The sequence below is a fragment of the Latilactobacillus fragifolii genome, from assembly GCF_905332535.1.
In the GTDB taxonomy this organism is placed as follows: domain Bacteria; phylum Bacillota; class Bacilli; order Lactobacillales; family Lactobacillaceae; genus Latilactobacillus; species Latilactobacillus fragifolii.
Genome location: NZ_CAJOCF010000009.1, coordinates 1 through 23,580 on the forward strand (window position 1 = coordinate 1; position 23,580 = coordinate 23,580).

Annotated in this window: 28 protein-coding genes; 5 read left to right on the forward strand and 23 right to left on the reverse strand. The window is 39.6% G+C overall.

Annotation, left to right across the window (positions count from 1 at the left end; translation table 11 throughout):
* The 3 genes from J7Q78_RS08760 to J7Q78_RS08770 form a co-directional block, all read right to left on the reverse strand.
* Positions 1–1,145, reverse strand: a 1,145-nt coding sequence (locus J7Q78_RS08760) for a C39 family peptidase (RefSeq protein ID WP_235688094.1), incomplete at its 3' end; no start/stop codon positions are given.
* A 55-nt stretch (positions 1,146–1,200) separates the two neighbouring features.
* Positions 1,201–1,368, reverse strand: a complete 168-nt coding sequence (locus tag J7Q78_RS08765) for a hypothetical protein (protein WP_208423129.1) — start codon at positions 1,366–1,368, stop codon at positions 1,201–1,203.
* Between the two features lie 87 nt (positions 1,369–1,455).
* On the reverse strand, positions 1,456–2,232 hold the full coding sequence (locus J7Q78_RS08770; protein WP_208423130.1) for a DNA/RNA non-specific endonuclease: 777 nt from the start codon (positions 2,230–2,232) through the stop codon (positions 1,456–1,458).
* A gap of 329 nt (positions 2,233–2,561) precedes the next feature.
* On the opposite strand from J7Q78_RS08770, the gene J7Q78_RS08775 reads away from it, so the two are divergent.
* The 5 genes from J7Q78_RS08775 to J7Q78_RS08795 all read left to right on the forward strand — a co-directional run bounded on the left by J7Q78_RS08775 (position 2,562) and on the right by J7Q78_RS08795 (position 5,575).
* Positions 2,562–3,083, forward strand: a complete 522-nt coding sequence (locus tag J7Q78_RS08775; RefSeq protein ID WP_208423131.1) for a hypothetical protein — start codon at positions 2,562–2,564, stop codon at positions 3,081–3,083.
* Position 3,084: 1 nt separating this feature from the next.
* Positions 3,085–3,510: a hypothetical protein gene (locus J7Q78_RS08780; protein WP_208423132.1), complete on the forward strand. Its 426-nt coding sequence runs from the start codon at positions 3,085–3,087 to the stop codon at positions 3,508–3,510.
* A complete protein-coding gene (locus J7Q78_RS08785; RefSeq protein ID WP_208423133.1) occupies positions 3,510–3,767 on the forward strand; it encodes a hypothetical protein in 258 nt (85 codons plus the stop codon). The genes J7Q78_RS08780 and J7Q78_RS08785 overlap by 1 nt, the downstream gene beginning before the upstream one ends.
* An 805-nt stretch (positions 3,768–4,572) precedes the next feature.
* Positions 4,573–4,746, forward strand: a complete 174-nt coding sequence (locus J7Q78_RS08790; protein ID WP_208423134.1) for a hypothetical protein — start codon at positions 4,573–4,575, stop codon at positions 4,744–4,746.
* A gap of 16 nt (positions 4,747–4,762) precedes the next feature.
* Positions 4,763–5,575 (forward strand): hypothetical protein, encoded by an 813-nt coding sequence (locus tag J7Q78_RS08795; protein ID WP_208423135.1) that lies wholly within the window; start codon positions 4,763–4,765, stop codon positions 5,573–5,575.
* Positions 5,576–5,604: 29 nt separating this feature from the next.
* On the opposite strand, the gene J7Q78_RS08800 is transcribed toward J7Q78_RS08795, so the two are convergent.
* The 20 genes from J7Q78_RS08800 to J7Q78_RS08895 form a co-directional block, all read right to left on the reverse strand.
* Positions 5,605–5,805 (reverse strand): plasmid mobilization protein, encoded by a 201-nt coding sequence (locus J7Q78_RS08800; RefSeq protein ID WP_208423136.1) that lies wholly within the window; start codon positions 5,803–5,805, stop codon positions 5,605–5,607.
* 123 nt (positions 5,806–5,928) lie between these two features.
* Positions 5,929–6,330 carry a hypothetical protein gene (locus J7Q78_RS08805; protein WP_208423137.1) on the reverse strand — a complete coding sequence of 134 codons (402 nt, stop codon included), beginning with the start codon at positions 6,328–6,330 and terminating at the stop codon, positions 5,929–5,931.
* Positions 6,327–6,527: a type II toxin-antitoxin system RelB/DinJ family antitoxin gene (locus J7Q78_RS08810; protein ID WP_208423138.1), complete on the reverse strand. Its 201-nt coding sequence runs from the start codon at positions 6,525–6,527 to the stop codon at positions 6,327–6,329. The genes J7Q78_RS08805 and J7Q78_RS08810 overlap by 4 nt, the downstream gene beginning before the upstream one ends.
* 87 nt (positions 6,528–6,614) lie before the next feature.
* Entirely contained in the window at positions 6,615–8,216 is a 1,602-nt protein-coding gene (locus J7Q78_RS08815; RefSeq protein ID WP_208427757.1) for a DUF3991 domain-containing protein, read from the reverse strand.
* A 66-nt stretch (positions 8,217–8,282) separates the two neighbouring features.
* On the reverse strand, positions 8,283–9,521 hold the full coding sequence (gene mobP2, locus J7Q78_RS08820; protein WP_208423086.1) for a MobP2 family relaxase: 1,239 nt from the start codon (positions 9,519–9,521) through the stop codon (positions 8,283–8,285).
* Positions 9,518–9,952, reverse strand: coding sequence for a hypothetical protein (locus tag J7Q78_RS08825; protein ID WP_208423087.1), 435 nt, complete (start codon positions 9,950–9,952; stop codon positions 9,518–9,520). The genes mobP2 and J7Q78_RS08825 overlap by 4 nt, the downstream gene beginning before the upstream one ends.
* The gene (locus tag J7Q78_RS08830; protein ID WP_208423088.1) at positions 9,949–10,203 is read right to left on the reverse strand and encodes a hypothetical protein; all 255 of its coding nucleotides are present in this window, start codon (positions 10,201–10,203) and stop codon (positions 9,949–9,951) included. The genes J7Q78_RS08825 and J7Q78_RS08830 overlap by 4 nt, the downstream gene beginning before the upstream one ends.
* A gap of 326 nt (positions 10,204–10,529) precedes the next feature.
* Positions 10,530–11,336, reverse strand: coding sequence for a DUF1149 family protein (locus J7Q78_RS08835; protein ID WP_208427758.1), 807 nt, complete (start codon positions 11,334–11,336; stop codon positions 10,530–10,532).
* 9 nt (positions 11,337–11,345) lie between these two features.
* Positions 11,346–11,588 carry a YbbN family protein gene (locus J7Q78_RS08840; protein ID WP_208423090.1) on the reverse strand — a complete coding sequence of 81 codons (243 nt, stop codon included), beginning with the start codon at positions 11,586–11,588 and terminating at the stop codon, positions 11,346–11,348.
* Between the two features lie 71 nt (positions 11,589–11,659).
* Complete coding sequence (locus tag J7Q78_RS08845) at positions 11,660–12,295, reverse strand: hypothetical protein (RefSeq protein WP_208423091.1); 636 nt, start codon at positions 12,293–12,295, stop codon at positions 11,660–11,662.
* 34 nt (positions 12,296–12,329) lie between these two features.
* Positions 12,330–13,136, reverse strand: coding sequence for a hypothetical protein (locus J7Q78_RS08850; protein ID WP_208423092.1), 807 nt, complete (start codon positions 13,134–13,136; stop codon positions 12,330–12,332).
* 34 nt (positions 13,137–13,170) lie between these two features.
* Positions 13,171–14,280, reverse strand: a complete 1,110-nt coding sequence (locus J7Q78_RS10095) for a C40 family peptidase (RefSeq protein ID WP_208423093.1) — start codon at positions 14,278–14,280, stop codon at positions 13,171–13,173.
* Between the two features lies 1 nt (position 14,281).
* Positions 14,282–16,192 (reverse strand): VirB4 family type IV secretion system protein, encoded by a 1,911-nt coding sequence (locus J7Q78_RS08860; protein ID WP_208423094.1) that lies wholly within the window; start codon positions 16,190–16,192, stop codon positions 14,282–14,284.
* A complete protein-coding gene (locus tag J7Q78_RS08865) occupies positions 16,170–16,772 on the reverse strand; it encodes a hypothetical protein (protein ID WP_208423095.1) in 603 nt (200 codons plus the stop codon). Before J7Q78_RS08865 ends, J7Q78_RS08860 begins: the two co-directional genes overlap by 23 nt.
* Entirely contained in the window at positions 16,772–17,077 is a 306-nt protein-coding gene (locus tag J7Q78_RS08870; protein WP_208423096.1) for a DUF5592 family protein, read from the reverse strand. The genes J7Q78_RS08865 and J7Q78_RS08870 overlap by 1 nt, the downstream gene beginning before the upstream one ends.
* A gap of 74 nt (positions 17,078–17,151) precedes the next feature.
* Positions 17,152–19,221 (reverse strand): pLS20_p028 family conjugation system transmembrane protein, encoded by a 2,070-nt coding sequence (locus J7Q78_RS08875; RefSeq protein WP_208427759.1) that lies wholly within the window; start codon positions 19,219–19,221, stop codon positions 17,152–17,154.
* The gene (locus tag J7Q78_RS08880; protein ID WP_208423098.1) at positions 19,218–21,674 is read right to left on the reverse strand and encodes a VirD4-like conjugal transfer protein, CD1115 family; all 2,457 of its coding nucleotides are present in this window, start codon (positions 21,672–21,674) and stop codon (positions 19,218–19,220) included. The genes J7Q78_RS08875 and J7Q78_RS08880 overlap by 4 nt, the downstream gene beginning before the upstream one ends.
* On the reverse strand, positions 21,667–22,263 hold the full coding sequence (locus tag J7Q78_RS08885) for a hypothetical protein (RefSeq protein WP_208423099.1): 597 nt from the start codon (positions 22,261–22,263) through the stop codon (positions 21,667–21,669). Before J7Q78_RS08885 ends, J7Q78_RS08880 begins: the two co-directional genes overlap by 8 nt.
* Entirely contained in the window at positions 22,260–23,303 is a 1,044-nt protein-coding gene (locus tag J7Q78_RS08890) for an ArdC-like ssDNA-binding domain-containing protein (RefSeq protein WP_208423100.1), read from the reverse strand. Before J7Q78_RS08890 ends, J7Q78_RS08885 begins: the two co-directional genes overlap by 4 nt.
* Complete coding sequence (locus tag J7Q78_RS08895; protein WP_208423101.1) at positions 23,287–23,574, reverse strand: hypothetical protein; 288 nt, start codon at positions 23,572–23,574, stop codon at positions 23,287–23,289. The genes J7Q78_RS08890 and J7Q78_RS08895 overlap by 17 nt, the downstream gene beginning before the upstream one ends.
* Positions 23,575–23,580 lie beyond the last annotated feature (6 nt).

Consider the following 23,580-nt stretch of genomic DNA (forward strand, 5'->3'; position numbering starts at 1 on the left):
ACAGAAACGGCCATGCCAGTTGTATTAAATGAATTTGTAAAGGTTGTTTCGTTAATCCATCTTGCTCCAAAGACTGGATCAACAACATGTAGATAACCTGGTTTAAAGCCATCAACGTTGACTACATGGCCGTTCCATACTGCCCGGCCCCAACTCATCTGTTTAAATTGAGGTGCTTCATAGTTATACGTAATCCAGGCAACGACTGGGTTACCATTCAAGATTGATTGCTTAATCCCCGCAACCCCTTGTCCGGTAATATCGGTTGAAGTTGAACCGTATTTAGCGGCCCATTGAATAACTGGTGCTGACATCATACCTTGGTATGTACCATCAACATTATGACGCCATTCACCGGCGTAGCCATTATAAGGATTGTCGTCAGGAGAAATTGGTATTGTGTTAACAAATGTATACAAACCTTCACTTGTATGGCCTTTATATTGAAGAGCTTCAAGTAATGAGGAGCCTTCACATAACATTGTTGAACCTTGGCTGACAAATGGTACCCCTAAAACTTTATCGGTTGGTGTTGGAGTAGGGGTAGGTTGTGGTGTCGGCTTTGGATCAGGTGTTGGTGTGGGGTTAGGTTTGGGAGCGGGTTGTGGTGTGACGTTCCCACTATTGTTATTAGAGTTATTATTGCTATTTGAATTGTTATTTGAAGTAGTGCCATTAGTGCTTGGCGTTACTGTATTGGTTGAGGGTGTTTTTGTTTCAGCGTTGGCAACTGCTTGATCAGAAACGCTTGTGCCAACTTGTTTACTTGGATCAACCTTATCTTGACTTGTAATCGCAGAAGTTGATTGAACTGAGCCATCTTGGTTTACAACCGTTGCGGTCGCATTACCGTTAGAATCCCAGTTTAAAACCAATTTATTACCCGTCATAATAAAGTTAACGTCGCCAATGTTGTTAATTTGAGCTAGCTTGCTAATTGTGATATTCGTTTTTTGACTGATTGCCCAAAGGGTATCGCCCCATTGAATAGTATATTCTTTTTGACCATTTACGATTTGAATTTCTTGTGGTTTACGTGCCACCCATGCCTTTTGTGCGTGTGCTGTCCCAGCTAGGGCTACAGTGCTGAAAAGTATTGCTGCAAGCATAGCTGAACTTGTTACTCGAATTACTGATTTTTTCATAATAACACCTCCGAATTTATTGAACCACTATCATCGAACTAATCAACATCCACAACTATTTTTTGAAAGCCTTCCCTTTTTCGGTTTCCATGAAGGCTTTAATTGCTTCTTTGACTAGGGTTGACTTGGGCACGCTGACGCTATTGATATAGTCAATGAGTTGACGGTCTTCTTCACGTTCAGGATATAGATAAGCGTGAAGTGGAAGATAGTTTTTAGCCATTATTTGATCCCTCCCCTCATCGATAAGTATACTATATCACTAAATACTACTTTTTACTACTAATTAGTAGTAAAAAGTAGTAAAAAATCACGATTTATTACTGATTCGTTCGTTGCGATCGGCATGACCGCGCCCAGTGGCATAGTCAAAGCTAATACCTGGTTCCACATTCCAGATATAAACGTTAAAGTTCAATGTGCCATCAGTTGAGATCGCTTGCGACCATATGCCACGCGGCATTAATTCGTCCCCTCTAAAAATTGGTGTTACTCTATAGATCACTTTCTTGTGTTGCGCGAGTGAGTCCCTGACCTTTTCTTCAAAAATTTGCATAGTTTTTTGATTGCTAAACTCAGTTTGTGTCACAAGATTCTTTGGGTTATTCAAGCTACCTAATTGACCTGGTACGTAGGTGCCATTCTGATCAAATGAAAAAGTTACTGTATAAGCAATTAGATGTCCTCTATTCTGTGGAAAAACTCGTCGACCGTTAATTGTAATTGGCTGATTATGCCACCCAGTCGGCCGCCATGTTTGTTCAGTACGTGATTCAGATCGGCCAAGATTCTTGTCTGATAAATATGCAGTGGTGGTACCAGCACGATTCAGTTGATCAAGATTGCTGTATTCGATATGCTCATTTTTCCAGGAACTAGGGTCAAGTTTAGCTTGGTTATTATTAACTTCAAAATAAGGGTTAGAACCGCTCTTAAAGTCTTTGTTAGCCAAAGTTTTATAATCACCAGCTTTGTTCATGGAATAGCTAGAATAGCCGTTATTTGCTGTATTAGAAGTTATTTGAGAACAGCCACTTAGTATTAAAAGAAAAGAAAGTGCAAAGAATGTTAAACGTTTAAATTTCATTATGGATCCTCATTTCTAGTTTAGGTTAGATTTGGGTTTACTCGCTCCGACCACCTCCACCGCTCGACACCCAGCAGTCGCAAGCGACTGCGAAAGGCAAGTTCAAAACCGAAGTGCTTAGTTCAAGCCCAGCACCCTGGTCGCTAAACGCGCCCACGTTGCAAAATGATAGACCAGGTAAACCTGGTCTTTTTGATATTTCAAATGCCACTCCTAGCCAAAAAAGCAAGCCCCAAGCACTTCGTGTGCTCCGCAGGGCTTGCTTTTTAGTCGTCGTCGTTGCCTTTTGAAAAATGTAAGCTATTTATTAAATATTGGAGGAATAAATTATGAGTACACGTTCTTATATTTTTACTGAAACAGATAAAGGGTATCAAGGCATTTATGTTCATTTTGACGGTTATTTTGAAGGGGTTGGCACAACTCTGCAAGCAAGTTACACCGACCAACAGGCCGTCAATCAATTAATTAAACTAGGTGATTTATCGTCATTAGGTAAGCAATTAGCGCCATGTGAAGCCGTCAAACGATATGGCTTTGGTGCCATGTTCAATCAAGAGTACTTAGCACTAGCCCCAGAAGAACAAGCACGCTTACGCGAAGACTATTTTAGTGGGCAATATACAATTGCTTATCACCGTGACCGTGACGAGGAGCTTAACATTACTGAGTATCCCAATGCCTTAGCCTTAATGAATGACCTAAAACAAGGATACGAAATGATTGCGAATATTTACTTATTTCAAAATGGCAAATGGTTTTATTTCAATCGTAACAGTTCTAAGTGGTGTGCCTTAGAGCCACGATTAAAACAAATCACTAAACAAAACGAACAAGAGGAGATTGCCTAATATGAAAACTAATTATGATGACTTTACGAAACTACCCGTTGCGAAAATGGCGCAATCCATGGCCGATATGACTTTCATGTACGAAGAAACCCGCGTGCCAGCTAAGCATTATAAAGCCTTGTTGGCAAAGCCCATGGCCGAAATTGTTGAAGATAGCGTGGCAATTAACTTATTAAATACCTATTATAAAACGTTGAAAACTTTGTACGACGAAAGCCCAAAGTGGTTCATGCAAGCTCTACTTTGTATCGATATGAAAATTAAACCTAGTACCATTAAAAGTGAAGAGTACCAAGCCCTAGAATTAACCTATTCTAAATTTCAAGAAAATAGTGCTAAACATACCGACCTTGAATATCTGGCGTTGTTTAAAAATATCCGTGACAATGGTACCCAATTCTTAATGGAAAGCGATGGGCTAAACTAATGAATATATATAAATTAAAATTAGCTCAAATTGAATACTTGATTGAAAATTATCAGAATCCACTTGTCAGTGATAACTTAATCGGCAAGTATATCGCCACTTCAGACGGAACCGTAATTGCGGTTGATAACGAGCAAGGCCAGGCCTATACTGAAGAATTTAAGACGTTCAGCCAAGCACTTAGGTGGTTAAATAATGAATTTGAGATTGAAGACTACCTTAACGGTCGAATTGATAGTGTCGGGTGTTTTAAGTAGTAATGATTGAATGCCTCAAACAAGCGTGCTACAATAAAGACATAGAAAAAGGGAACCATGCGCTAACATAGTTCCCACGCAGACCGCTAAAGACGGTTGACATTAATAAGATATGAAAATAGCTATCCTACTCGGTCAAAAGTATGGGACGGCTATTTTTTTATTGTTTTTAAAAGGTTTTTCCATGCCACAACTACTAGTGTACAGGCGTCCAACGCTTTTTCAAGCGCTAGAGCGACCACAGTCACACCAGAAATCATAGCTAGGATTATCCCTAACAACAAAACGGCTACTCCTTTCGTAGATTTCAGTACTTACATTCATAAGCACCACCACCTAACATTAAGTTTTGCCAACCGTCACTAACTTTCTGCTTATCTTCATTATACCATAAAAAGCAACTAGAAACCCTTTAATATCAACGTTTCTAGTTGCTTTTATGTGTTTAAAAGGCTTGTTTTTAAAGCGTTTTGTTGACATTGGTAGTAGCCCTTGGTAAGGACACAAAACCCGTGTCCTTATCGAGGACATACTCTTTGGCGCGCTCCAGCCACCACCACCGCGCGCCAAAGAGGGCACTTGTCTACGACTTGAATGAAACAGGGCAAACCGGCCGCTAAGCTAAGGTCAAAAGCAAGGCTAGAAGACGCACTGCGTCTTCTAGCCTCCAGTTCAAGCCCTAGCACGCCATAAAAAGGGCGCAACCTCAAGCGCTACGCGTGCTACGCAAGGTTGCGTCCTTTTTACTCTGTGCTCTTTTGAAAAACGTAAGCTAGTTACCAAATATAAGAGGAGGTTTGTTCATATGAAAAAATTACTTATTCAGCATAGTTTAAGTCTTTTAAACCAACTATTCGATAGTGAAACACCGTTCACGACACAAGATTTAAAAGGTATCTTGTTAGTTCTGTTTAGTTTAGGATTCATCATCGTTAAATTAGCGTTAATCTACATTAAAATCACCAATAGTCTACTATAATTAGGAGGAACCAGCCATGAAAAACATCAATTTAGAAACTTACTTCTCAAAAGCATTAAGCGTCAATATTGGTCAAGCGATCAATGATGTCACCGATTTATTAGCTGAAAACGTGCAACAATTAAAGTTACAATACGAAGTTGAAGACCGGTATCATGTCGGGGAAAGTAACGTTTTACGGTTTGTTGACCAAAAAGATATGATATGCCACCATTTATTACTATTAGAATCAATTTTAGACCAGCTAATGATTGACGACTGGTATGCGGCAGAGCCGTGGCCAATTCGAGATCACCGCTCAGAAATTATGAACGTCGAACAAGTTATGACGCTCATTTCTGACCAGCTAGAAACAACAGAATTCGAAGCAATCCCGATCAGAACGCTCATCTTACAAGTCATCGATCAGAATGCAAGCATCATTATCAATCATTATCGCGCCTTACGATTTGGCGAGGCTTATACGCAGGAAGTCCTTCTTGAACAGTTAAAGCAAGAAATTAAAATGGACAATATTAGCTTACAATGCACAGCGAAAAGCATTAAATTTATTCGGCCGACGACCTTTTCACGCTACAATACATTAACGATGACAGTTGAACTAATTTTTTTGGTATTACAGATTTCAAGAAAGATTGACTGCCAACAAGACCTTGAACTCTTACGTAATGGCTTCCAATTGGATGAAGTTACTTGCAGTAATGCTTGGTTAAAATCAATTAAATTTTATCAAAACGGTAGTGCACTGTTGACTTGTCGCAGCGAGGTAACAAAAGATAGCTTGCTATTATTGTTTCATGAACTAGGTAGTTTTAAATACGCAGACTAGTAGTTTATTATAAACCAAAAAAGATGTCCCTAGGGGGCATCTTTTTCATTTAGAAAATCATCAATTGTTGTGCCAATTTGAATTAAGGTTGGTTTAATTTGTGTGCCTAACGCTGTATGCCGCGTCCATTCATTAACTGTCATATTAGCTTGCTTGGCAAGAACTGCGATTTTCTGATACTGAGCTTTCGTGACCCGAAACGTCACAACTTCAGTTTTTAAGGTGGCCATTCAATATTCACCTCTTGTCTTTTTGTGACAGACACTGTCACTATTTTTGGAATATGTCTTCTAACAAAGACTCTGGTTCTAACTATCCAAATAACTTTTAGAAAACAAAAAAGCCGCTCTCTCTCAGGAGAAACCAGCTTTTTTAGCATTCGCTGCACGGCGCTGCCTTTTGTGCCGAATAACTTGTTTGATTTTTAGATAAGCCATATAGAAAAGGATTAACATAATGGCTGCCCCAGTTAATTTTGCAAAAAAGGCCATTAACGGTATCAAGATAACAACAATACTAATTACTGGGAGTAAAAACAACATTTTCCATAATAGCCAAACGGAAAAGAATAATACGCCGAGTAGGAAAAAGCCCAATACCTGATTGGCCTCTAGCTGCGCAAATAAAAACAGCATAAATTGATTGAAACTCCACAAAATACCCTTAGCTAGCCAATAAAAGGGAAGTGCGAATAAGTCGCTTAAGCGATCAATTACAAACCAAATACCACGCAAAATACTCATTATGATTATCATTTTTCATTACTCCCTTGTTGGCTTTCAGAATAGACTTTCGGTACAAATGGCATTTGCCCAGTAGCTGTAACCTCTTTAAAAAACATGGTGACAGCGACGGTAGTATTTGCGCCCATCGCTTTAAAAGCCTCTTCAGCACGTTGTTTTAATTCAGCGTCAATTTTAACATTTAAAGTAACCTTCTTACTATCAGTCATTAAATAAGCTACCTTTCTACACTTTATAAGTCAATATTACTTAAGATAGACTTATTATAACGCTATATTATGTTTTATGAAAGGCTTTTATCGCGATAATGCACGTGATCTGGTTTGTTGGTGCTGCTTGTGCTGCTGGGTGGCCCCCATTACCCGTTCGTCCTGCTTATCAACGGCGTTATAGCCATAATTTTTGATTAAAAAGTCCATTTCACGGGGCGAGTCTGCCTCAAAGAACTGAACGGCACCATTAAAGGCTTGCTGCTCAGCAACGTATTTTTGTCGATTGTCTTGCAACCTCTTCGTGATCTTTAAAGAACCACGATCACTTTGATATTCGGTATTTAATAGCCGTTGTTCGGCCTGTTTATTTAGCTTAGCGATTAAATCATCGTTCCAATCCTTGGCTAAATTTTGAACTGGTCGTGCTCCTTGATTGGTGTACATTTGATAGTATGATTCGGCTTTTTGTGCTAATTGATGGATAACCAACGAGTTTTCCGCAAAACCGTCATTTTGAAATACCTTGTTCCAGTTAACTTGTCCCGCATCACTAGCTGCCTTAATAAGTCCCGCCGCTTCCTTAAGCTCCTTTTCCAAAGAACGGTTTTGTTGTGATTTATTATTGACTGGACTATCGGACAAAAGGCCCTCGTAACCGTATCCGTTAGCGCTTTGCATGTCTGGTGTTAGATTAGAGGTTGCTTTGTGGGCAGCGGCTAAAGATTGCCATTCAATCTCATACTGGTTAGCGATTGCTTGATAGTCATTTAATTGATGGGCTGGAATATCCCAGTCGTTAGGGATTAAAGAATGAAAGGCTACTTCTTGCCCGGTTTCGCCAACTTCAAAAACTTTCCCCGAGAACTTATCCATAAACTTGTGGCCTGCCGGGTCATTATCAACGCCCAAATAAACACCGTTAGTTGGTAAACTATTTTTAGCGACGTACATATAATTCATGGCATTGTAAACAGTGCGTTCCTTGAGACCATCCATTGAAAACAGCATCGTATTTTGCAATTCCTTATGCTCAGTCCAATAGGATAAAAGATCAATTGGCGCTTCGAACAGAATAAGTTTTTCTGGCTTACCGATCGAAACATTAAAGCCGAAGTCCTGCAAGCTATTCTTACCGATATACTTTGCGGTTCCGCGTTTACCAAACTTTTCCTTATCAACTTGTGTTCCCTGTACTGAGGCGCCGACGGGAGTGCCCTGGCGTCCCCAAACAAAGACCGCATTTTGATTAATATCTTGTTGTAACAACCCTTTATTATGCAGTGCCGTTATAATTTCTGAATCAATTCCCCGGATATCATGCAGATAGTGTTTAACGGCACTAATCGAGTCACTATTTCGAAAATAGTATTGAAACGGCTCACGTTTAATTGGCTTATTGGCGACAGTCTGATAGTTACCACTGGCTTTTCCGGAGAGAATCTTATCGACAGCTTCTTTAAAGTTATCGACGCCTAAGTAGGACTGCATAAAATTAATTGGATCTCCATTAACGTCTCTTGAGAACCAACTAAAGGTATTCTTTTGTTTATCAAACACTAATGAGTCGTGTTCAACTCCTTTAGCGTAACGCGCAGAAATATTGGTGACTTCAACGCCATTATTAATAGCTAGGTCGACAATTGAAACTTGTTTAGCTTGATTTACTCGTTCTTGAAAAGTGGTCATTACTTTGCCTCCTAATTTTAAAATGAACAAAATAAAGAGCACGTCTCATTTTTAGAGACGTGCTTTTTAACGATAAAGTTGTTCTTCTTGTTGAGTTTGTTGTTCGAGTTCTTTCATATATTGTTTAACGCCACGTTCTTGTTCAACGTTCCGACTAAATTGTTTTTTGATGTTTTTCATTGCACGGATCGCCGTTGTGGGACTTTGTAAAGGCTTTTGATAAATGTTAGTTGGTTGGTCCTCACTTAATCTGTGTTTCGGTAAAGATTGTTGGTCAGCAAGGCGCATTTCACTTAGCACACTATTACCCATTTTTGAATAAAGCTCATGATACTTATTTTTAAGGTAGTCTTTCGCACGATTAAATTCTTTACCCTGTTGTCCGGTACCGTAGAGCGCTTCACGAAAGACAACTTCTTGTTTAAGTAAAGTGTCAAACTCATTTAAAAGCTCTGGTTTGTATTCTAGTAGATACTGGGTCGTCATTTGATCAATCATTGGTCGCACTGCATCCAAAGCATTCACGTTGTAACGCCATAGCTGATGGTTAGCGGGTAGCCGTGAACGGATATTACGATACATGGTGAGATACTTACGATTGTTAAGGGTTTGCCATGATTGTTCATTAGGCAGTTGATCACGAATCAGATGACTAAGACGTTCTAGGCTACGATTGCGATTTAACAAGTCATTGGCGACAGCACTTTTGAACGCGTCATATGACTTTTTCTTGATATAGCCGTCACGTACTTGGTAAGTTTTGTGTGTTTTAGGATCAATTAAAGTTTTCATTTTACGTGTTGGATTAGGTTCAACGGTCGCCACATGGACGTGGATGTTATCTGTGTTTAAATGGATTGAGGCAGACCACACAGCTGAATCACTTAACCCTTCTTCGCTGAGTAACTTATTCATACCTGAACGGATCGCTGCTTGTAGTTTGTCTTGGTTAAGAGTTTGATTAACCGGATCAAAAAGACCTTTTTGTTCTAAAAAGTGGTTATCAAACGAGATAACATTTTGCCACATGACTGAGCCATTTTGCTGCGCCTGCTTAAAGAGATTTTTCAAATCGTTACGTTCCGCTGCATTTAAACTATTTTTATTGGCAGTAAACAGGCCATTTGATTTAAGCGGGTTTAACATATAATCATTGTAACCGTCGTAGCTAATTGCGTTGTATTTTTCGAAAGCAGCATTTCGCATGGCTTCGTTCCGATCAATATAATTGATGTAGTTCGCAAACGTTTGGTGATTATTTGGAATAAATTTTCCGGTTTGAACAATGCCTGGTCGAACAGTCATGACTGATCAGACTCACGATTATTCTTTTTAGTTGTCCGATAATTTTGAATTTCCGCAGTGATCTTATCTAGCGCATCTTGAATTGGCTGCGCCATAAAATCAATATCTTTGACGGGTAGTTTATCATCAAGTCCGCGCGCTAAAATAAATGAATTAAGAATTAACAATAACGCACGCACATTTTTATCAATGTAGCCAGTGCGAACGCGTGTAATATCTAATGGCTTTTTCAACTCACCAATCACTTGTTGACTAATGGCTTTTGTTAAGTCGTTTCTCTCAGCTAACGCCTTCTCCATTTTGGCGTGTTCTTCAAAGATAATTTCTAAAATTTTATACGTTGGCAAGTCAGGGTATTTCGCTTGGTATGTTTTTAAATATTGGTAGCCATATTCACGATCACGAAAACCAATTTCTTTTCTAATAATCATAAATTAATATCCTTCCTAGTTTTTAGTTGTCTGTTAATTTTGTTAAAAGCAACCGTGTTATTTTCGATGACGGTTAAAGCGTGATTTAAAACTTCATTTAAGTCGTTCACTTCACCCGTCACATTTTGTGTACGTACAAAATTTTCTAACAATGTACGCACATAACTTTCACGTGACACACCTTTGTTTTTGGCAAGGTCATCAAGACCAGCTAAGGTCGTTTTTGAAAGATTACGAATTTTAATTTCCATAAAAATCAACTCCTAGACGTTAAAAAAGCATTTGGGGTTTGCGTGGAACACGCAAAAAAACAACCCTAAGAGAATCTAGGGTTGTAAGAGCATAATACAGAACTGACCCCATAAATGGGGAACCCGCAGTGCGGGTTGTTTTTAGACCGGGGTCAGAATATCGATTCGAACTGGGTTATATAGCGCGATAACCAGTTCTTTTAAAACCTCAATCCAGTTCAAAATCCCAAATAACCAGTTGTCCAGCCAGTTCAACCAGTCCAATGACCTGGTTAAGCCAGCCTGGAAATTATCAAAAACGGACTGGGTTTAGCTAAGCAACTTGTTTATTGATTGAGTTTAGCCTCATATTCTTGTTTAGTTGCTTTTAACTTTTTAATCGCTTGACTTGCTTTGTCAATTGATTTTCGTTGACTATCAATATCGTCTTTTGTATCTGAAATTCTCTGTTTAGTCTTAGCTCGATCCGAACCGCTTTGAAGTTTTAAAGTCTTTTCTTGTTCATTTAAATCGGATTGATAATCTTTTATCCGGTCATTGATGCGGTTAATTTGTTTAACCTTACTATCAATTGACAGCTGACTAAGAGTGACCATAAACCTTAAATAATTTTCTTGATAGGCAGCGTGACTTTGATTAACTTTATTCTGTTTAGCTGAAATATCTTTAATTGAGATTTGCGCTGCTCGCACAGACTTACTAAAATCTTTGTTTTCCTTTTTAGTTTGAACGGCAACAAATAAATTTTTTAAGCGTGGCTTAACATGATAAATTTTTAAAACATAATACGAATCATTAATCTTTTGCATATCGGTTGTCATCTTTTTAGTACTGCCGCCGCGACTACTTGCGACGTAACCGTAGATCGGGTGTAACGCATCAATCTGATTATGCTCAACATAAAGTTGTAAGGTAACTTGTTCCTTTTTGATATCACGGTCAACGTAGGCGAGTTGAAAAGTATTGTCGTTGGCGTCAAAAGTTGCTGGCGGTTTGAGACCACTTTTGGCGCCGATATTTTTTGTTGTGAATCCTAAAATAACTAATGGTAAAAGCACAAGCAATGAAATCCAAAATAACTTTTTATAGCTTTTAGCTGAATGATTCGATAGATCGATTTGATTTGAGAACAATGGCTCACCTCATTTCACGATAATGGTTGGTACTTTTTCAACATAATAGTGTTGCGCTAACTTTGCGTTAGAAGCATTGTTAGTGTTGATCAAAACATAGTGATCATCAACAAGACTTTTTAAATAATAAGTTAAAAAATGTTGCCGGCACTTTGGACAGTCATCACGATAAAAAATTAGTGCGTGTGCACTTTCTAATTTCGTTGGACTGATACTAGCGCGATTCTTTTCGGTGTTAATCATAGTTAACATTAAGAACGTCATTAAGATTACAGATGTTAGTGCGCTGATAGAAAGGATCTTTTTAAAAGAGTTCAGTTTATTCACTTCCGATCTGATAGGTTACTTGCGAACGCTGAATTCGTTTTAAACTCACTAATTGAATAATGATTATCTGTGACACTCATTACTACTTTCAAAATCATTGGTGATTTAATTTCATTATCACCAACTTTAGAATTCAAAGTGTACTCACTTAAAACATCAATTTGTGACGTGCTTTGTGGCGCAACATAATTTTTTATATCGGTAATGGTCGCTGCGTCTTTGCCATCATCAGCGTTTGGCGTGTCACTTTTTGGTTTTAGTTGTTCAAGTGCTTGACCCGATAAAACTGGTTTCATCTTCTCATAACGGTGCATTAAATTACGATCATTATTGGCATACATTAGCTGAATGAATTGTGTCATACACTGGTCAACTTGTTTTAAGTCGACGTTTTGGACACCAACTGAAGATGAGTCTTTTTGTTTTGCTGTCGTAGAATCTTTGACTGCAGCATCATTATTTTTAACCGCCAGTTCAGCCTTATATTTATCGCGTTCCTTAGTTGTTGAAGCTAATTGCGTAGTTAATTGCTGATCAGGTTGGCCATTTAGATTAAACTTTTCGATCGCTAGTGAACCACCAATCATTAATAAAACAATAATAATAAATAGACTAATATCCCTTTTTGACATTAAGTTGAGCCTCCTTAGCTTTGGAATGAATCATCTAATCTATCGGCACTTCTAAGGTAAAACGAATTGGAAAGTTTGTTTGTAATTTCAAAGTTGGCAGAGAATAGATGCCTAGGTCATCAAGCTGCTTAGCATGTTCAATCAATTCTGCAGGCAAGCGAGCTTGGCGCGCAACATATTCATTGGTATTAACACTTTCGGGATATAGAGGCAGATTACTATTATCCTCATCTGCCTTGTCTGCCGATACTTTGACACATTTTGCACTCTTAGGTGGGTTAGTCATCCGCTCATATTCGTGCCAAACACTAGACTTGTTAAATATTTTTTGCGTTGGATTACTTTTATCAAATGTCATATCTTTGTTAATTGACTTAGTAATTAAAAGTTTGATGATCTGGATTATTATAATAATCAAAAAAATAAGAATACTGGTTACAAAAAGTTCACCAAGTATGTTTAATATCATTTGTCCAGAAAAATTTAAATAAAAGACTGCGGGGTAACAGGTTAATCCAAATAGCGAAACAGCTTCTTTTAAATATTTTTTCTTAAATCCTCTTGTTATACAGCTAAGCCATACCAAAACTAGCAATAAGCTATATATGGCTATTAGATTATGAAGTTTAGCACTCGGCAGAAATAGTTTGTCTTGTATGAAGTACCTAACTGGAATACCAAATAGAAAATATATTATTAAAACTTTAAGGCATCCAAATGTAAGCTGATATAGTGTTATGAGCCTTTTGGCTAGTATTGCTTGTGGAATGGTGTTCCACCAACCTAGATAGCCGTGCCAGCCAGACACGACCGATTGTTGTATTTTTTTAATTAGTTTCATAGGTGCTCACCTTCTTTAAAGTTATGTCTACCGCTTACAGCTTGGGTCTAACAGCGAAGTCTGGTTCGCTGCCATCTTTATAAACACGAATATGACAAACGTCCCCCGGTTGTGGTTCTTCGATGACCTTACCGTTCCCCATATAGAAAGCAATATGATGGCTCGCACCATGGGCACCCCAAAACAACATATCTCCTGGTTGTAATTGACTCATATCAGGCTTGCCACCGGCAAACATCATGTCACCTTTGGTTTCAAGTGCAACCGTATATTGCGGATATTGTTTGCCTGTTACTTTCGTTAAAACATACCCGACGAACCCGGAACAATCCATACCCTGTTCGGGGTTCTTACCGCCCCATACATAGGGAATGCCCAAATACTTCTGAGCTTCGGCGATAATGGCATTGCCTGACTGATCACCACTCCCGCTAGCACCACAATCTTCATTCGTATTGGCACCAGTTGAGGCGGTGCCGCCTTTAACGTCGTAATACTGCAAGATATGTTTATAGTAGTTTTTATCACCAGGGCCGGCGCCATAAGTTGGCAAGACCTGTTCGTAAAATTCATCATTTGCGGCCACTGACCATTGACCACCGTGTGTTTTTTTAAGCCAGGGGCCAAAGGCTGGGGCGTTATATAAAACACTCGTGATATTAACGTCGCCCTCATTAGTTGGACTTGGTTCATGGCCGGTAATATCCTTGACGGCCGCTAACTGTGACTTAAAGAATTTGACCCCCTGTTCAATACTAGCTTGGGTCCCTAACGTATTTGGTGGTAAGCCCATGCTTTCTGATGCTTGAAAAATATCTGGGTACTGTTCAGCGTTGCCTCCGGATTCTTGCTGGACATGCGCCAGCAAAACACCTAACCAAGTGGAAGGGACGCCGTCTTTTTGCATTTCTTCTGCAATCGGATTCTGAAACCGTAATACCTTACTCGAAATTCCTTTTGTAGCGCCTGAGTAACCACAATCTTGATTGTCATTCTCAGCGGATTGGAGTAACAGGAAAAAGCTCAATATTACAATAGCGATTGCCATAAAAAAAGAGGTTAATAGGGTGCTCCCTACTAACCCGGTAATAATCCTTTTAATCCATTTAATTGTTTTTAAGGTCGCTTCGGTTTCACGATCCATTTTAGGCGCCCCCGCGGAATAAGTTAAGTTCTTTCTCAGTCATTTGAAAATGCATTATCAAATTTTCTGCGCCAGTAATTAAAATACCATCACCTTTATCGAAGTGGGGAATTTCTTGGTAATCGGCATCGTTTAAATACGACGAATAGACTTTACGTAAAATTCCTGGATTATCTTTGTCACCCACATTCGTATAATCGTGCTTTAAAATAAACTTATATTGGCACAAACCATAGATTTGTGTCAGATTATTAACTGCTTGAATGGTACTTTTATCAGATGCGTTAGAGCCGCTTGGATACATGCGACCAATTCGTTGTGTGGCCAGACCGATGCCGCCAAAAAACTTACGCGCTTCTGACATCAGTGTGACGAAAGTTTCCACAACAAACCCTTTATCCATATTCAAAAGATTGTGACATTCATCAACGGCAATTAAGAAGTGCCGGACATCATCTAACGTCTTTTCGTGCTTGTCATAAGCATCTTTTTCGTGGCGTCCTAAGCGCATTGAATCGTTATAGACGGCATTGATCGCATTATACAATTGTAGATTTTGAATATCTTCATCATAGCCATCTAGACTCGAAATATCGTAACTTACAAAGTCCGTCTGATTAACGTTGACGATTGTTGTTGGACCATCAAACAGATTGCCATATTGTGTTTTTAACGGGGTTAAATTGACTTGAATTCGGGTATAGCTTCTACGGAGTTCATCATCCGTTTGTTTTTCGGCTTTTTGCTGAATAAACGTAATAATATCCGTGATTGTTGGATAATCGGTTGGGGCTAAATCGGTGATCGCCTGTTCACGATCAAAATAATGATTAGCTTTATAATACTGATCGCAAAGATCAGTAAATATTTTGGCATCATAATCATTGGCACCGTGGGACAGCAATTTATAGTTAACCGTTAAACTCGCTAATTTAGCGCGATAACTCCCCTGGACATCAACGTCATCAGAATCTTTGTTAGTGATAATGGGGTAAACTTGGAACATGTTAATCATGCCGTTTGACCCATCTAACTGAACAATCTTGCCACCGTAATATTCAACCATACTACGGAATTCGCCTGATTTATCAAAGACCCGGACTAAATCACCGCGAATTAAGCGATCCTGAATGATTTTTTTCAGCATCGTTGATTTCCCAGACCCCATATCGCCTGACAAGAAAAAGTTATAATAGAACCGACCTGGTGAAATATCAAATAAATCCCAGTACACAAGACCACCCGTCCGCGTGTAACCATAATAAGCCCCTCGCGGATCGGCTAGGGAGGTTTGGTTATGGCCATAGCCTAAACCTAAAATAGGCGTGGGCATTGGTAAGGCTTCACGATTACTACGTAAGAGCTTTTGGTCATTACCAGGTAAAAAGATTGAACGATATTCATCGTCGTTCTCGTCCAAAAAGACGGTGCCTTGAAAGCCTGAATTACTGATCGAATGAATAACTTCATTAACCCGTTTTTCTAAGGTGTTTAAATTAGGGCCATAGACAAACAAACGTAAATGTAAATCGCGAACGGAAATCCCCCGTTTTTGTAAGTCCTGTGATAAGCCCCGTAAAATGCTGACATCTTGGGCAATATCGTCTTTTTCTGTTTGATCATAAGAACGATCATATTGGATATTTAACTCTCGAATTGAGTCTTTAATTGATTTGGGGTAATCTTTGGAGCGATCTTTAAAGTGATCGACAACTAACATCGTATTATCGTAAGCTGTTAACGTCGTCAGCCAAAAATCTGTGAACTCATCGGGCAAATTAATAATGTGAATGCAGGCTGAGAACACCGCCCCTTGTTGATTAACATACTCATTTTTCACGTTTAGATTACCTTTAGGCTGCGTATCATAGATAAACTGTAAGTCACGGCTATTCGTTTTCTTCTTCGCCATTAATTAAGCCTCCTGGATTATTAATTAAATTAAATAATAGTTTTTTCTCAGCGATCGTAATCGGATAAAAACCAAAAACGTTTTTGTATTTTTCTAACCGCTCAATATTGGTTTTTAATTCGGTTAACGACTCACCATAAATAATCTGCCAAGACCCTAGCTTGGTATAGGTTTTCTCTAAATGAATCAAAATATTTAATTGATCCTCAATCCAATTAAGCCGCTTTAAATCATTCGTGCGGGTCATCAAGCGTTTAAAATAGTCTTGCTGGGCCTGGTTACGTTCTGGAAAATTGCGGAAGATTTCTTTGATTGGCCCTTGATACTCACCGTATAAGCGAGTCGCAGTTTCTTCGATTGTGTCGGCGCGGTCAATTGGTAACTTTTCGAGATCGTACTTTTTGATATCAAAAACTTCGCCATAAAATATCCGTGTGCCAAAAGTGAATTTTAAATAACCCTCAGTTGTAATCCCTGAAATTGGGTAAATATCGGGGATTTTAGCGTTCGCCAACTGTTTCTTTTTGGTTTTTTCAGCTTCTTTAAGCCGCCTTTTTTCGGCTTTTGCGTCAAACTGCATCAGCGCCACCACCTTTCTTGAGGGCGGTTAATGGAGTGATAAACCGCCCTTTTTTTAAACAGGATAATGTAGACTTTTTGGTAATTTTTCTTGCCTGGTTCGCCACTAGGACTCACAAATAAATAAGCAATAATTAATGACGCTGCGCCAAAAATGGGCCATATGATTGGTGAGAAAAAGAAATAACCAAAGATAAAACTAGCCCCAGACACAGCGCCAACAATCATGAAATCGGCAATTGACAATTTAGCGTTGTAAGCCTGTTCAACATGTAGCTTTTGAGAATACGGAACACGATGTGCCATAATGACCCTCCTTGCATATTAAAAAGGTAGACTACCCAATTGTTCTAGGTCGTCTACCTTTCAATTTATTGTTTTTATTTTCTAAGATTGCTAGTCGTCCGTTGCGCAATTGAGAATTTCCGCTGCGCTTTTTGTACCGTTGGAGTTGCCGTGATTCTACCCGCAACGTTTGAATAAGCGCCTAAAACCCCCTGTTCAACCGTATTAGTCGAGGTATTGGCAATGTTTTGTTCTAGTTGGCTCTGCATATCCATATTTAAAATTTGACGTGATTGCGTCGCCATTAATGGAATTGTCGCCGTATTAACCGGCAACTCTAGCGGCTGACTACTATTGCCAACGGCACTAACTGCCGGACTAGCTCCAATTGCCGTTCCACCTGTCTGACTGTTACCACCGCTAATATTACCCGCTGCGCCTAGTTTATTTTGATTTAAATTGATTGCCGGTGTTGGGCGCTGGCCAACATTGTCAAAAGGTTGTTTACTTTTAACAAACGGCATCATTGGTGGTGTGGCAATTCCTAGACGTTGCTTAGCGGCTGTGACACTAATTGGTTGATCACCGCTACTACTTGTGCCATCATATTGTTCACCAACGGCTGAATCAATTTCTGGACTGGCAGCTGCGTTTTCAGGTGATCCACTGAATGAACTGGCTGGCATTGGGCTTGCAATACCGCCAGTTTCACCTAATGCAGGTGTTCCTTGACCTGGATTATCGCTCCCAGTCGCCTGATGGCTTGCCCCAGGGGTGCCAGTTTTTTGATTCATATTTTCATAGATACCGGCTTTTTCACCGATTTCTTGTGCTAATTCTGGCATGTTGCCTTTGCCAATTTCTTCCTTTATTCGATCGCCAACTGCTGGCATACTTGGTTTTTTAGTAAAACCACTCACGGCACCACTAAGTGCGCCACCAGTTTGGGTTACTTTTCTAGCTGCGCTTTGGGTAGTCGATTTAATCGTACTACCCATACTTTTAGCGCCCTTCGCAAGAGCACTACCACCCATTGACAAGCCCATTAAAGTGCCACCAATTGAACCGACTTCTGAGCGGATACCGAATAGTTCACCAATCATATTCGGTCCCATCACGGCAAACATTGCGCCACCTATTTGTGCGAGTAATTTACCAACCTGACTACTAATCACCCCGGCACTCAGTGAAACAAATATTGAATAGAGTGCTAGTAACAGCGCTTGTAAAACAAGCACAACGGCAGTGTCCCTAATTCTCGTTAATAGTTTGCGATTGCGATCAGACTTATCAATCCCCGTCAAAGCGACACCTTGCGTAATGATGCCCAGCACATTGAGCTCGAGAATCAAAATGACCACCTTAACACTTGATAGGCCATACACACAAAACATGGTTAAAATCTCAATCAACATCAACCAAGGGTGCCACATATATTGGTAATAATACTTATGTTTACTAAAGACACCGGTCATATCATCTAAGGTCTTCTCGCCATTAATAGTGCGAATTTTTTTCCCAATAAAGGCCGCCCCGGTATCTGAAAGCCCCTTGGTTCTACCAAAGCCTAAAGTCCCCGAACTAAGGACATCAGAAATACCATCCGCACCAATATAGCGCACATCCTCCATCGTTTTAATCGAATTCTGCGGCTCTTTGGCGCTTTTCCAGCCGTTTTTATCAACGGTCATTAAATCTGTGATATCCCCTTGATAGATTTGAACAACCGGATTACTTGTCTGCTGAATCGTTCCAACAGTCGTTTGGATTAAGCTTCCTAATTGACTAACAAAAAAGCTAATCCCTAAAAACAACACAATCGCTAACACAAAATTATTCATTTTTTCGGCATAGTCAACCTTTCGATTACGCATCACCTGAATACCAGCCCAAACTAAACCAGCGGCCGCTAATGAATAAAACACGGGTCGATACGGATCAACAAACGCTTTAATTTGCGGACTGTCCCAGATATTTAGTAAATCATACATACCGAAGAAAATTTTACTCATGCCGCTTAACAGTATTCCTAAGGAATAATCAATCCACCACATACAATACCTGAAAAAATCGATAAAAATATTATTGATTCGCAGTAAATGAGAAAACTTCTGTAAATAACTCATAATTTCCGGATCTGACATACCTAACACAAAGGGGTTCATCTAGCCTCACCTCCAACTTTCAAACCCATCATTTCAGATATTGTTGTATAAAGTTCTTGATCGTTATGGTCAGTCAACATTTTCTTTAGTTCTTCAAAGTTTTCAACGGCCATTAAGGCATCAACAACGGCTTTCGAAAAACGCTCTTCATACCATTTCTTCAGCATAATCCTTTGCCCCTCAGTAAGATTGATTGGCGTGCTAGTTTCATTGATGCCATCGATACTATCCTCTTTAAGGTCAGCTTCATTAGCCGTCTCAGAAGAGGGTCCAGTTGTTTGTTGTTTGGCTTGTCTTTGGCGCTCTTTAATCGCATCAAAGTTTAAGATTTGTTCTGTTTGGTCACCGCTATCTGTATCGACCTCTTGACTATCTGATTCAACGCCAGTTGTCTGTGTTGCTTCATTGGATACAGTCGGTTTATCCTGACCGATGATTAAGTTCTTTAAGTCCACTTCTTCAAAGCCCGCACATAATTCATCAGCGACCGCATCGAGTGTCTCATCACTACTAAAACGATCTGCCAAGTATTCATAACGATGTAACATTTCAGTTCCCTGTTCTATCTTGGCTTCTATTGGCTTAGGTTGAACCCGATTACCTTTTAAATCTTCGCGGTGCTTACTTCTAACAACAATCCACTCACCCTTTGTTAATTGGCGTAAATCATCAGCACGTAACAGATAAGTGCCCTTTTCAGATTCACCATACGACTTATCCATCGACATCGGATCACCATGCCGACTGCCTGAAATAACCGTGGTTTTACCAAGTAAATCCGAAAATAAATCCGCATCGTTTTTGCCATCACCCATAATGAAATACTTGTTACCGCAAGCACTAAATAAGGCTTCTTGCCCCTTCTCACCGTATTTTTCTTCTAGCTGCGCTAACGATTGAACAACTAAGTGATAAATTAAGCCCCGTTCTAGCCCCACGTTCATGTAGCGCGATAAGCCTTTAATCGTTGGAATATTACCAATTTCTTCTAACAGAAACCGCACGCGTCGTGGTAATGTAGAGCCGCTCGCCATAGTCGCTGCTTTTGAAAGCACATAACAACATTGTGTGATAAACGTTGACATTAAGACATAATTTGAATCATCATAGTCCGGTGCCACAATAAATAAGGCTACCGGTTGTTGACTATACGCTAAATCCTTAAAGTTAAAATCGCTTTGAGCCGTGAGTTTAGCGACATTTCTGGAGGCAAACTCATTAATTTTGGCCTGAAAGCCCGTGTAGATACTTGAACGGGTCACATCTTGTGACATTTTAATCGTTGTATAATTAGACCGTGCTGGGTGATCCAATGGCATCGCGTCCACCATTTTGTCAAAAGAAGTTAACTTATCGTCGTCAAAGTCGGTACAGTAGAGGTTCACAAACATCGATAAACTATATAGGGTAATTTTTTCGGGTGTATTATCCCGTTTGCATTGATAACACATCAACATGATAATCGAAACAAATAAAGCAATTGAGCTTTCTTCCCAAATTGGATCGGTGCCTGACTTTTCTTGATGGTAAAGTGTATACGCGAAAGTTCTGGCTTGCGTTTCAGCCTCATCGATATCGTCATCAAAATAGGCTTCTTTAATAAGTTCCAAAGGATTGTAGTGCATTGATTTCTTGGTATTTACCAAATTGAAAATTAACACGCGATAGCCAAAGCGTTCTAATTCTTTACGCGTATTCTTGACCATATTACCTTTAATATCAGTCAGGATTAGACTATCTTTTTGACTGGCGCGCATGACTAAATCAATCGTCGGATAAGTAAACAATTCGGTTTTCCCGGATTGTGATCCGCCGACCGTAATCGAATTCGTATTAACTGTGTCTATTAAGTCGAACCCATTAGACACAATTAAACGCTTCAACTTGTCATTTTTGTGCCAACTACGTGCCTTCCTTGGACTATACCAATGTAACTTAGTAAAGCGGCTCCCTGCGCCATGGTAGCCGCTTGTTTGATATTGATTTTTAATATGCAAAACCGGCGGGCCTGAAAGGCCGTCATACGGCTTATCATCTAGGGGGATACTCGGATATTCTTTAATCGCTTGCGACACTTTAGTAAAACTAGCCGTTCCTTCCGTCCCTAAGTTAATATCCTTATAGGCAATCCGCATTTTATATAGTTTTCTTGAAATGGCAGTCGCCCAGAGTCCTAATAAAAATAATAGAATATACTTTAATTTCGGTATTTTAGCGAACGTCACTAAATAGCTCAATTTAAATTGAAAGGGTGCTGGTTTAATGCTTTGTCCAGTTTCTAGTAATTTTTTGCTTTGTTTTACTGTTTGGATATACAATCTAAAATAGTCTATAAAATGACTTAATAAGCAAACCAACATTATGCCAACCACTAAACTGACAAGCGCAATGCTCGCTAACACCCAAGGACTCGCTAAGTATTTTTTCCATTGTGGGTATTGTTTTTTAGTCATCGTACCACCTCTTTAGCCAACCTAACTTCATTAAAAGGCGATTAAGTGGCGAGCGAATAACAACAAATACAGCTAACCCTAAAATGTAGCCTAGGTACTCACTCAAATTACAGGGTAAAGGCAGCGCAAACCTTTTAAATAATAAGCTGCCTAAAACCGCTAGAATGATAGTTAAGAGGATATCTAGCAGCGATAGTCCTTGGAACCGATCTTGCAGAAAACCAATAATAACTAAGCTAAGGCCGACGCCTGCCAAACAATAAAAAGCCTGGTGAATTGGATTTTGAATACCCGGTAACAAGACATACTGTCTCATGAACCAATAAGCAATAAGGCCAATCGCTCCTAACACCGCTATTATCAACGGTGCAAAGCGTTTATTATAAATATCGTATGCTTGATTCCGTATTTCATCTTGGATCGATTTACCATTTTCATAGACAATCAAGACACTATAACCAACCAGGCTCTTAGCATTTTGTAAGCCCATGATTTCGTATCCCTGACTTGTTAAAGTTAAAATGGCATTATTGGCATTTTGATTCAGGCTACGGGCTGTAAGACCCGATACGGTTTTGACTTTTTTCATCGCATTAATGCCCCCTGACTGATTTTATTTGCCTTCGTCTGTGCTTGATTGCGCATTAATGAGGCATCAACTTTTTGAATAAAGTCCCGACTAGTACTTTGAATATCTTTGAAAATATCACTATTTTGATCAAAGTCTTTGATTCCTTTTGTCCAGCTGGCCATGTAGTTAATCGCTTCGGCACTGGTATCTAAACCATGGTGCTTATTAACAACGTAACTGACCATCTCGGCTTGTAATTCTTTAACATTTTCCGCTCTTTGACCATTTAACTGATGGGTTGACCAGTAACCTGTTTCGTGTGCTTTAGTATGATCGTGCAGGGCGGCGTGCGCCAGTTCATGCGTTAAAGTACCCAGTTGTTCCGGCACACTTAAACGATCACTGAGGACAATCCCCTTTTGGTTATTTTGCCCAATAAAAAAAGCGCCCTTCGCCGCACCTAGTGCGACTTGGGGAACTTCTTTTTGCGACATATAAACGGGTATATTTAACTCTTTAGCGACGTCTAGCAGGCCGGTCTTCATATTATCAAGCTGCTTTGGGTCATTATGATCAAGCTGATAAGGGCGGTTCGGGTAGAGATCCGGATAGTTCTCAGCTTTAGCGTTAGTTTGCGTGATATCAAATACGTGCCCAATCGCAAAGTAGGTTTTAGACTCGGTCTGAATACGCCCTAATTGAATATCCAGCTTCTCATTAGTCGTCGCCTTTGCCAATTGCTTGTATCGTCCATCAGCGTCTTTAAAAAGTGAGACCGTTCTAGGTGATAAGATTTTAATCCCCTTCTCACCTTTACGAACACTAATGCCTTCTTTTTTCCAATAACTGAATGGCGCGACCGCTAAGGCGCCTTGATATTGCGAGCGAATCAACATTTGATTACGCGGCGAATAGTTGTACATTTCACTCATGAAATTAAAGAATTCTTTTCGTTGCTCAACAGACGTCTCAAACTGTTTAATTTGTTGGTTAGCTTGGGTCACCAACTCTTTAACTTCCGCTTGGATATCAACTTTTCGTTTAGCTTGGAATGACATTATCTAGTACCTCCAAGGTATCAATCATAACGGTATCATCGTCGATGGCCTGTAGCATGTTCGCAAAATCAGCTTTAAACAAACCCTCAATTTCAAAGTCTTGCATCGGACTCGCAAACGTTAGTCGTTGCCTATTTGGCCCTGAAATTAAAAGCAACAAATCGGGTAACCTATGATTGATAGATGCCTTCCCTTGCAGTCTGACTATTAACCCTATTTGACGTGCATGCCGCGTTAAATCACTGATGGTTTTAATTTTATCTCTATTCATTACAGA

Excerpts from the sequence above, each read along its gene's own strand:
- J7Q78_RS08765 (WP_208423129.1), bottom strand. The coding sequence starts at position 1,368 with ATGGCTAAAAACTATCTTCCACTTCACGCTTATCTATATCCTGAACGT.
- J7Q78_RS08770 (WP_208423130.1), bottom strand. The coding sequence starts at position 2,232 with ATGAAATTTAAACGTTTAACATTCTTTGCACTTTCTTTTCTTTTAATA.
- J7Q78_RS08775 (WP_208423131.1), top strand. The coding sequence starts at position 2,562 with ATGAGTACACGTTCTTATATTTTTACTGAAACAGATAAAGGGTATCAA.
- J7Q78_RS08780 (WP_208423132.1), top strand. The coding sequence starts at position 3,085 with ATGAAAACTAATTATGATGACTTTACGAAACTACCCGTTGCGAAAATG.
- J7Q78_RS08785 (WP_208423133.1), top strand. The coding sequence starts at position 3,510 with ATGAATATATATAAATTAAAATTAGCTCAAATTGAATACTTGATTGAA.
- J7Q78_RS08790 (WP_208423134.1), top strand. The coding sequence starts at position 4,573 with ATGAAAAAATTACTTATTCAGCATAGTTTAAGTCTTTTAAACCAACTA.
- J7Q78_RS08795 (WP_208423135.1), top strand. The coding sequence starts at position 4,763 with ATGAAAAACATCAATTTAGAAACTTACTTCTCAAAAGCATTAAGCGTC.
- J7Q78_RS08800 (WP_208423136.1), bottom strand. The coding sequence starts at position 5,805 with ATGGCCACCTTAAAAACTGAAGTTGTGACGTTTCGGGTCACGAAAGCT.
- J7Q78_RS08805 (WP_208423137.1), bottom strand. The coding sequence starts at position 6,330 with ATGATAATCATAATGAGTATTTTGCGTGGTATTTGGTTTGTAATTGAT.
- J7Q78_RS08810 (WP_208423138.1), bottom strand. The coding sequence starts at position 6,527 with ATGACTGATAGTAAGAAGGTTACTTTAAATGTTAAAATTGACGCTGAA.
- J7Q78_RS08815 (WP_208427757.1), bottom strand. The coding sequence starts at position 8,216 with ATGACCACTTTTCAAGAACGAGTAAATCAAGCTAAACAAGTTTCAATT.
- mobP2 (WP_208423086.1), bottom strand. The coding sequence starts at position 9,521 with ATGACTGTTCGACCAGGCATTGTTCAAACCGGAAAATTTATTCCAAAT.
- J7Q78_RS08825 (WP_208423087.1), bottom strand. The coding sequence starts at position 9,952 with ATGATTATTAGAAAAGAAATTGGTTTTCGTGATCGTGAATATGGCTAC.
- J7Q78_RS08830 (WP_208423088.1), bottom strand. The coding sequence starts at position 10,203 with ATGGAAATTAAAATTCGTAATCTTTCAAAAACGACCTTAGCTGGTCTT.
- J7Q78_RS08840 (WP_208423090.1), bottom strand. The coding sequence starts at position 11,588 with ATGTTAACTATGATTAACACCGAAAAGAATCGCGCTAGTATCAGTCCA.
- J7Q78_RS08845 (WP_208423091.1), bottom strand. The coding sequence starts at position 12,295 with ATGTCAAAAAGGGATATTAGTCTATTTATTATTATTGTTTTATTAATG.
- J7Q78_RS08850 (WP_208423092.1), bottom strand. The coding sequence starts at position 13,136 with ATGAAACTAATTAAAAAAATACAACAATCGGTCGTGTCTGGCTGGCAC.
- J7Q78_RS10095 (WP_208423093.1), bottom strand. The coding sequence starts at position 14,280 with ATGGATCGTGAAACCGAAGCGACCTTAAAAACAATTAAATGGATTAAA.
- J7Q78_RS08860 (WP_208423094.1), bottom strand. The coding sequence starts at position 16,192 with ATGGCGAAGAAGAAAACGAATAGCCGTGACTTACAGTTTATCTATGAT.
- J7Q78_RS08865 (WP_208423095.1), bottom strand. The coding sequence starts at position 16,772 with ATGCAGTTTGACGCAAAAGCCGAAAAAAGGCGGCTTAAAGAAGCTGAA.
- J7Q78_RS08870 (WP_208423096.1), bottom strand. The coding sequence starts at position 17,077 with ATGGCACATCGTGTTCCGTATTCTCAAAAGCTACATGTTGAACAGGCT.
- J7Q78_RS08875 (WP_208427759.1), bottom strand. The coding sequence starts at position 19,221 with ATGAACCCCTTTGTGTTAGGTATGTCAGATCCGGAAATTATGAGTTAT.
- J7Q78_RS08880 (WP_208423098.1), bottom strand. The coding sequence starts at position 21,674 with ATGACTAAAAAACAATACCCACAATGGAAAAAATACTTAGCGAGTCCT.
- J7Q78_RS08885 (WP_208423099.1), bottom strand. The coding sequence starts at position 22,263 with ATGAAAAAAGTCAAAACCGTATCGGGTCTTACAGCCCGTAGCCTGAAT.
- J7Q78_RS08890 (WP_208423100.1), bottom strand. The coding sequence starts at position 23,303 with ATGTCATTCCAAGCTAAACGAAAAGTTGATATCCAAGCGGAAGTTAAA.
- J7Q78_RS08895 (WP_208423101.1), bottom strand. The coding sequence starts at position 23,574 with ATGAATAGAGATAAAATTAAAACCATCAGTGATTTAACGCGGCATGCA.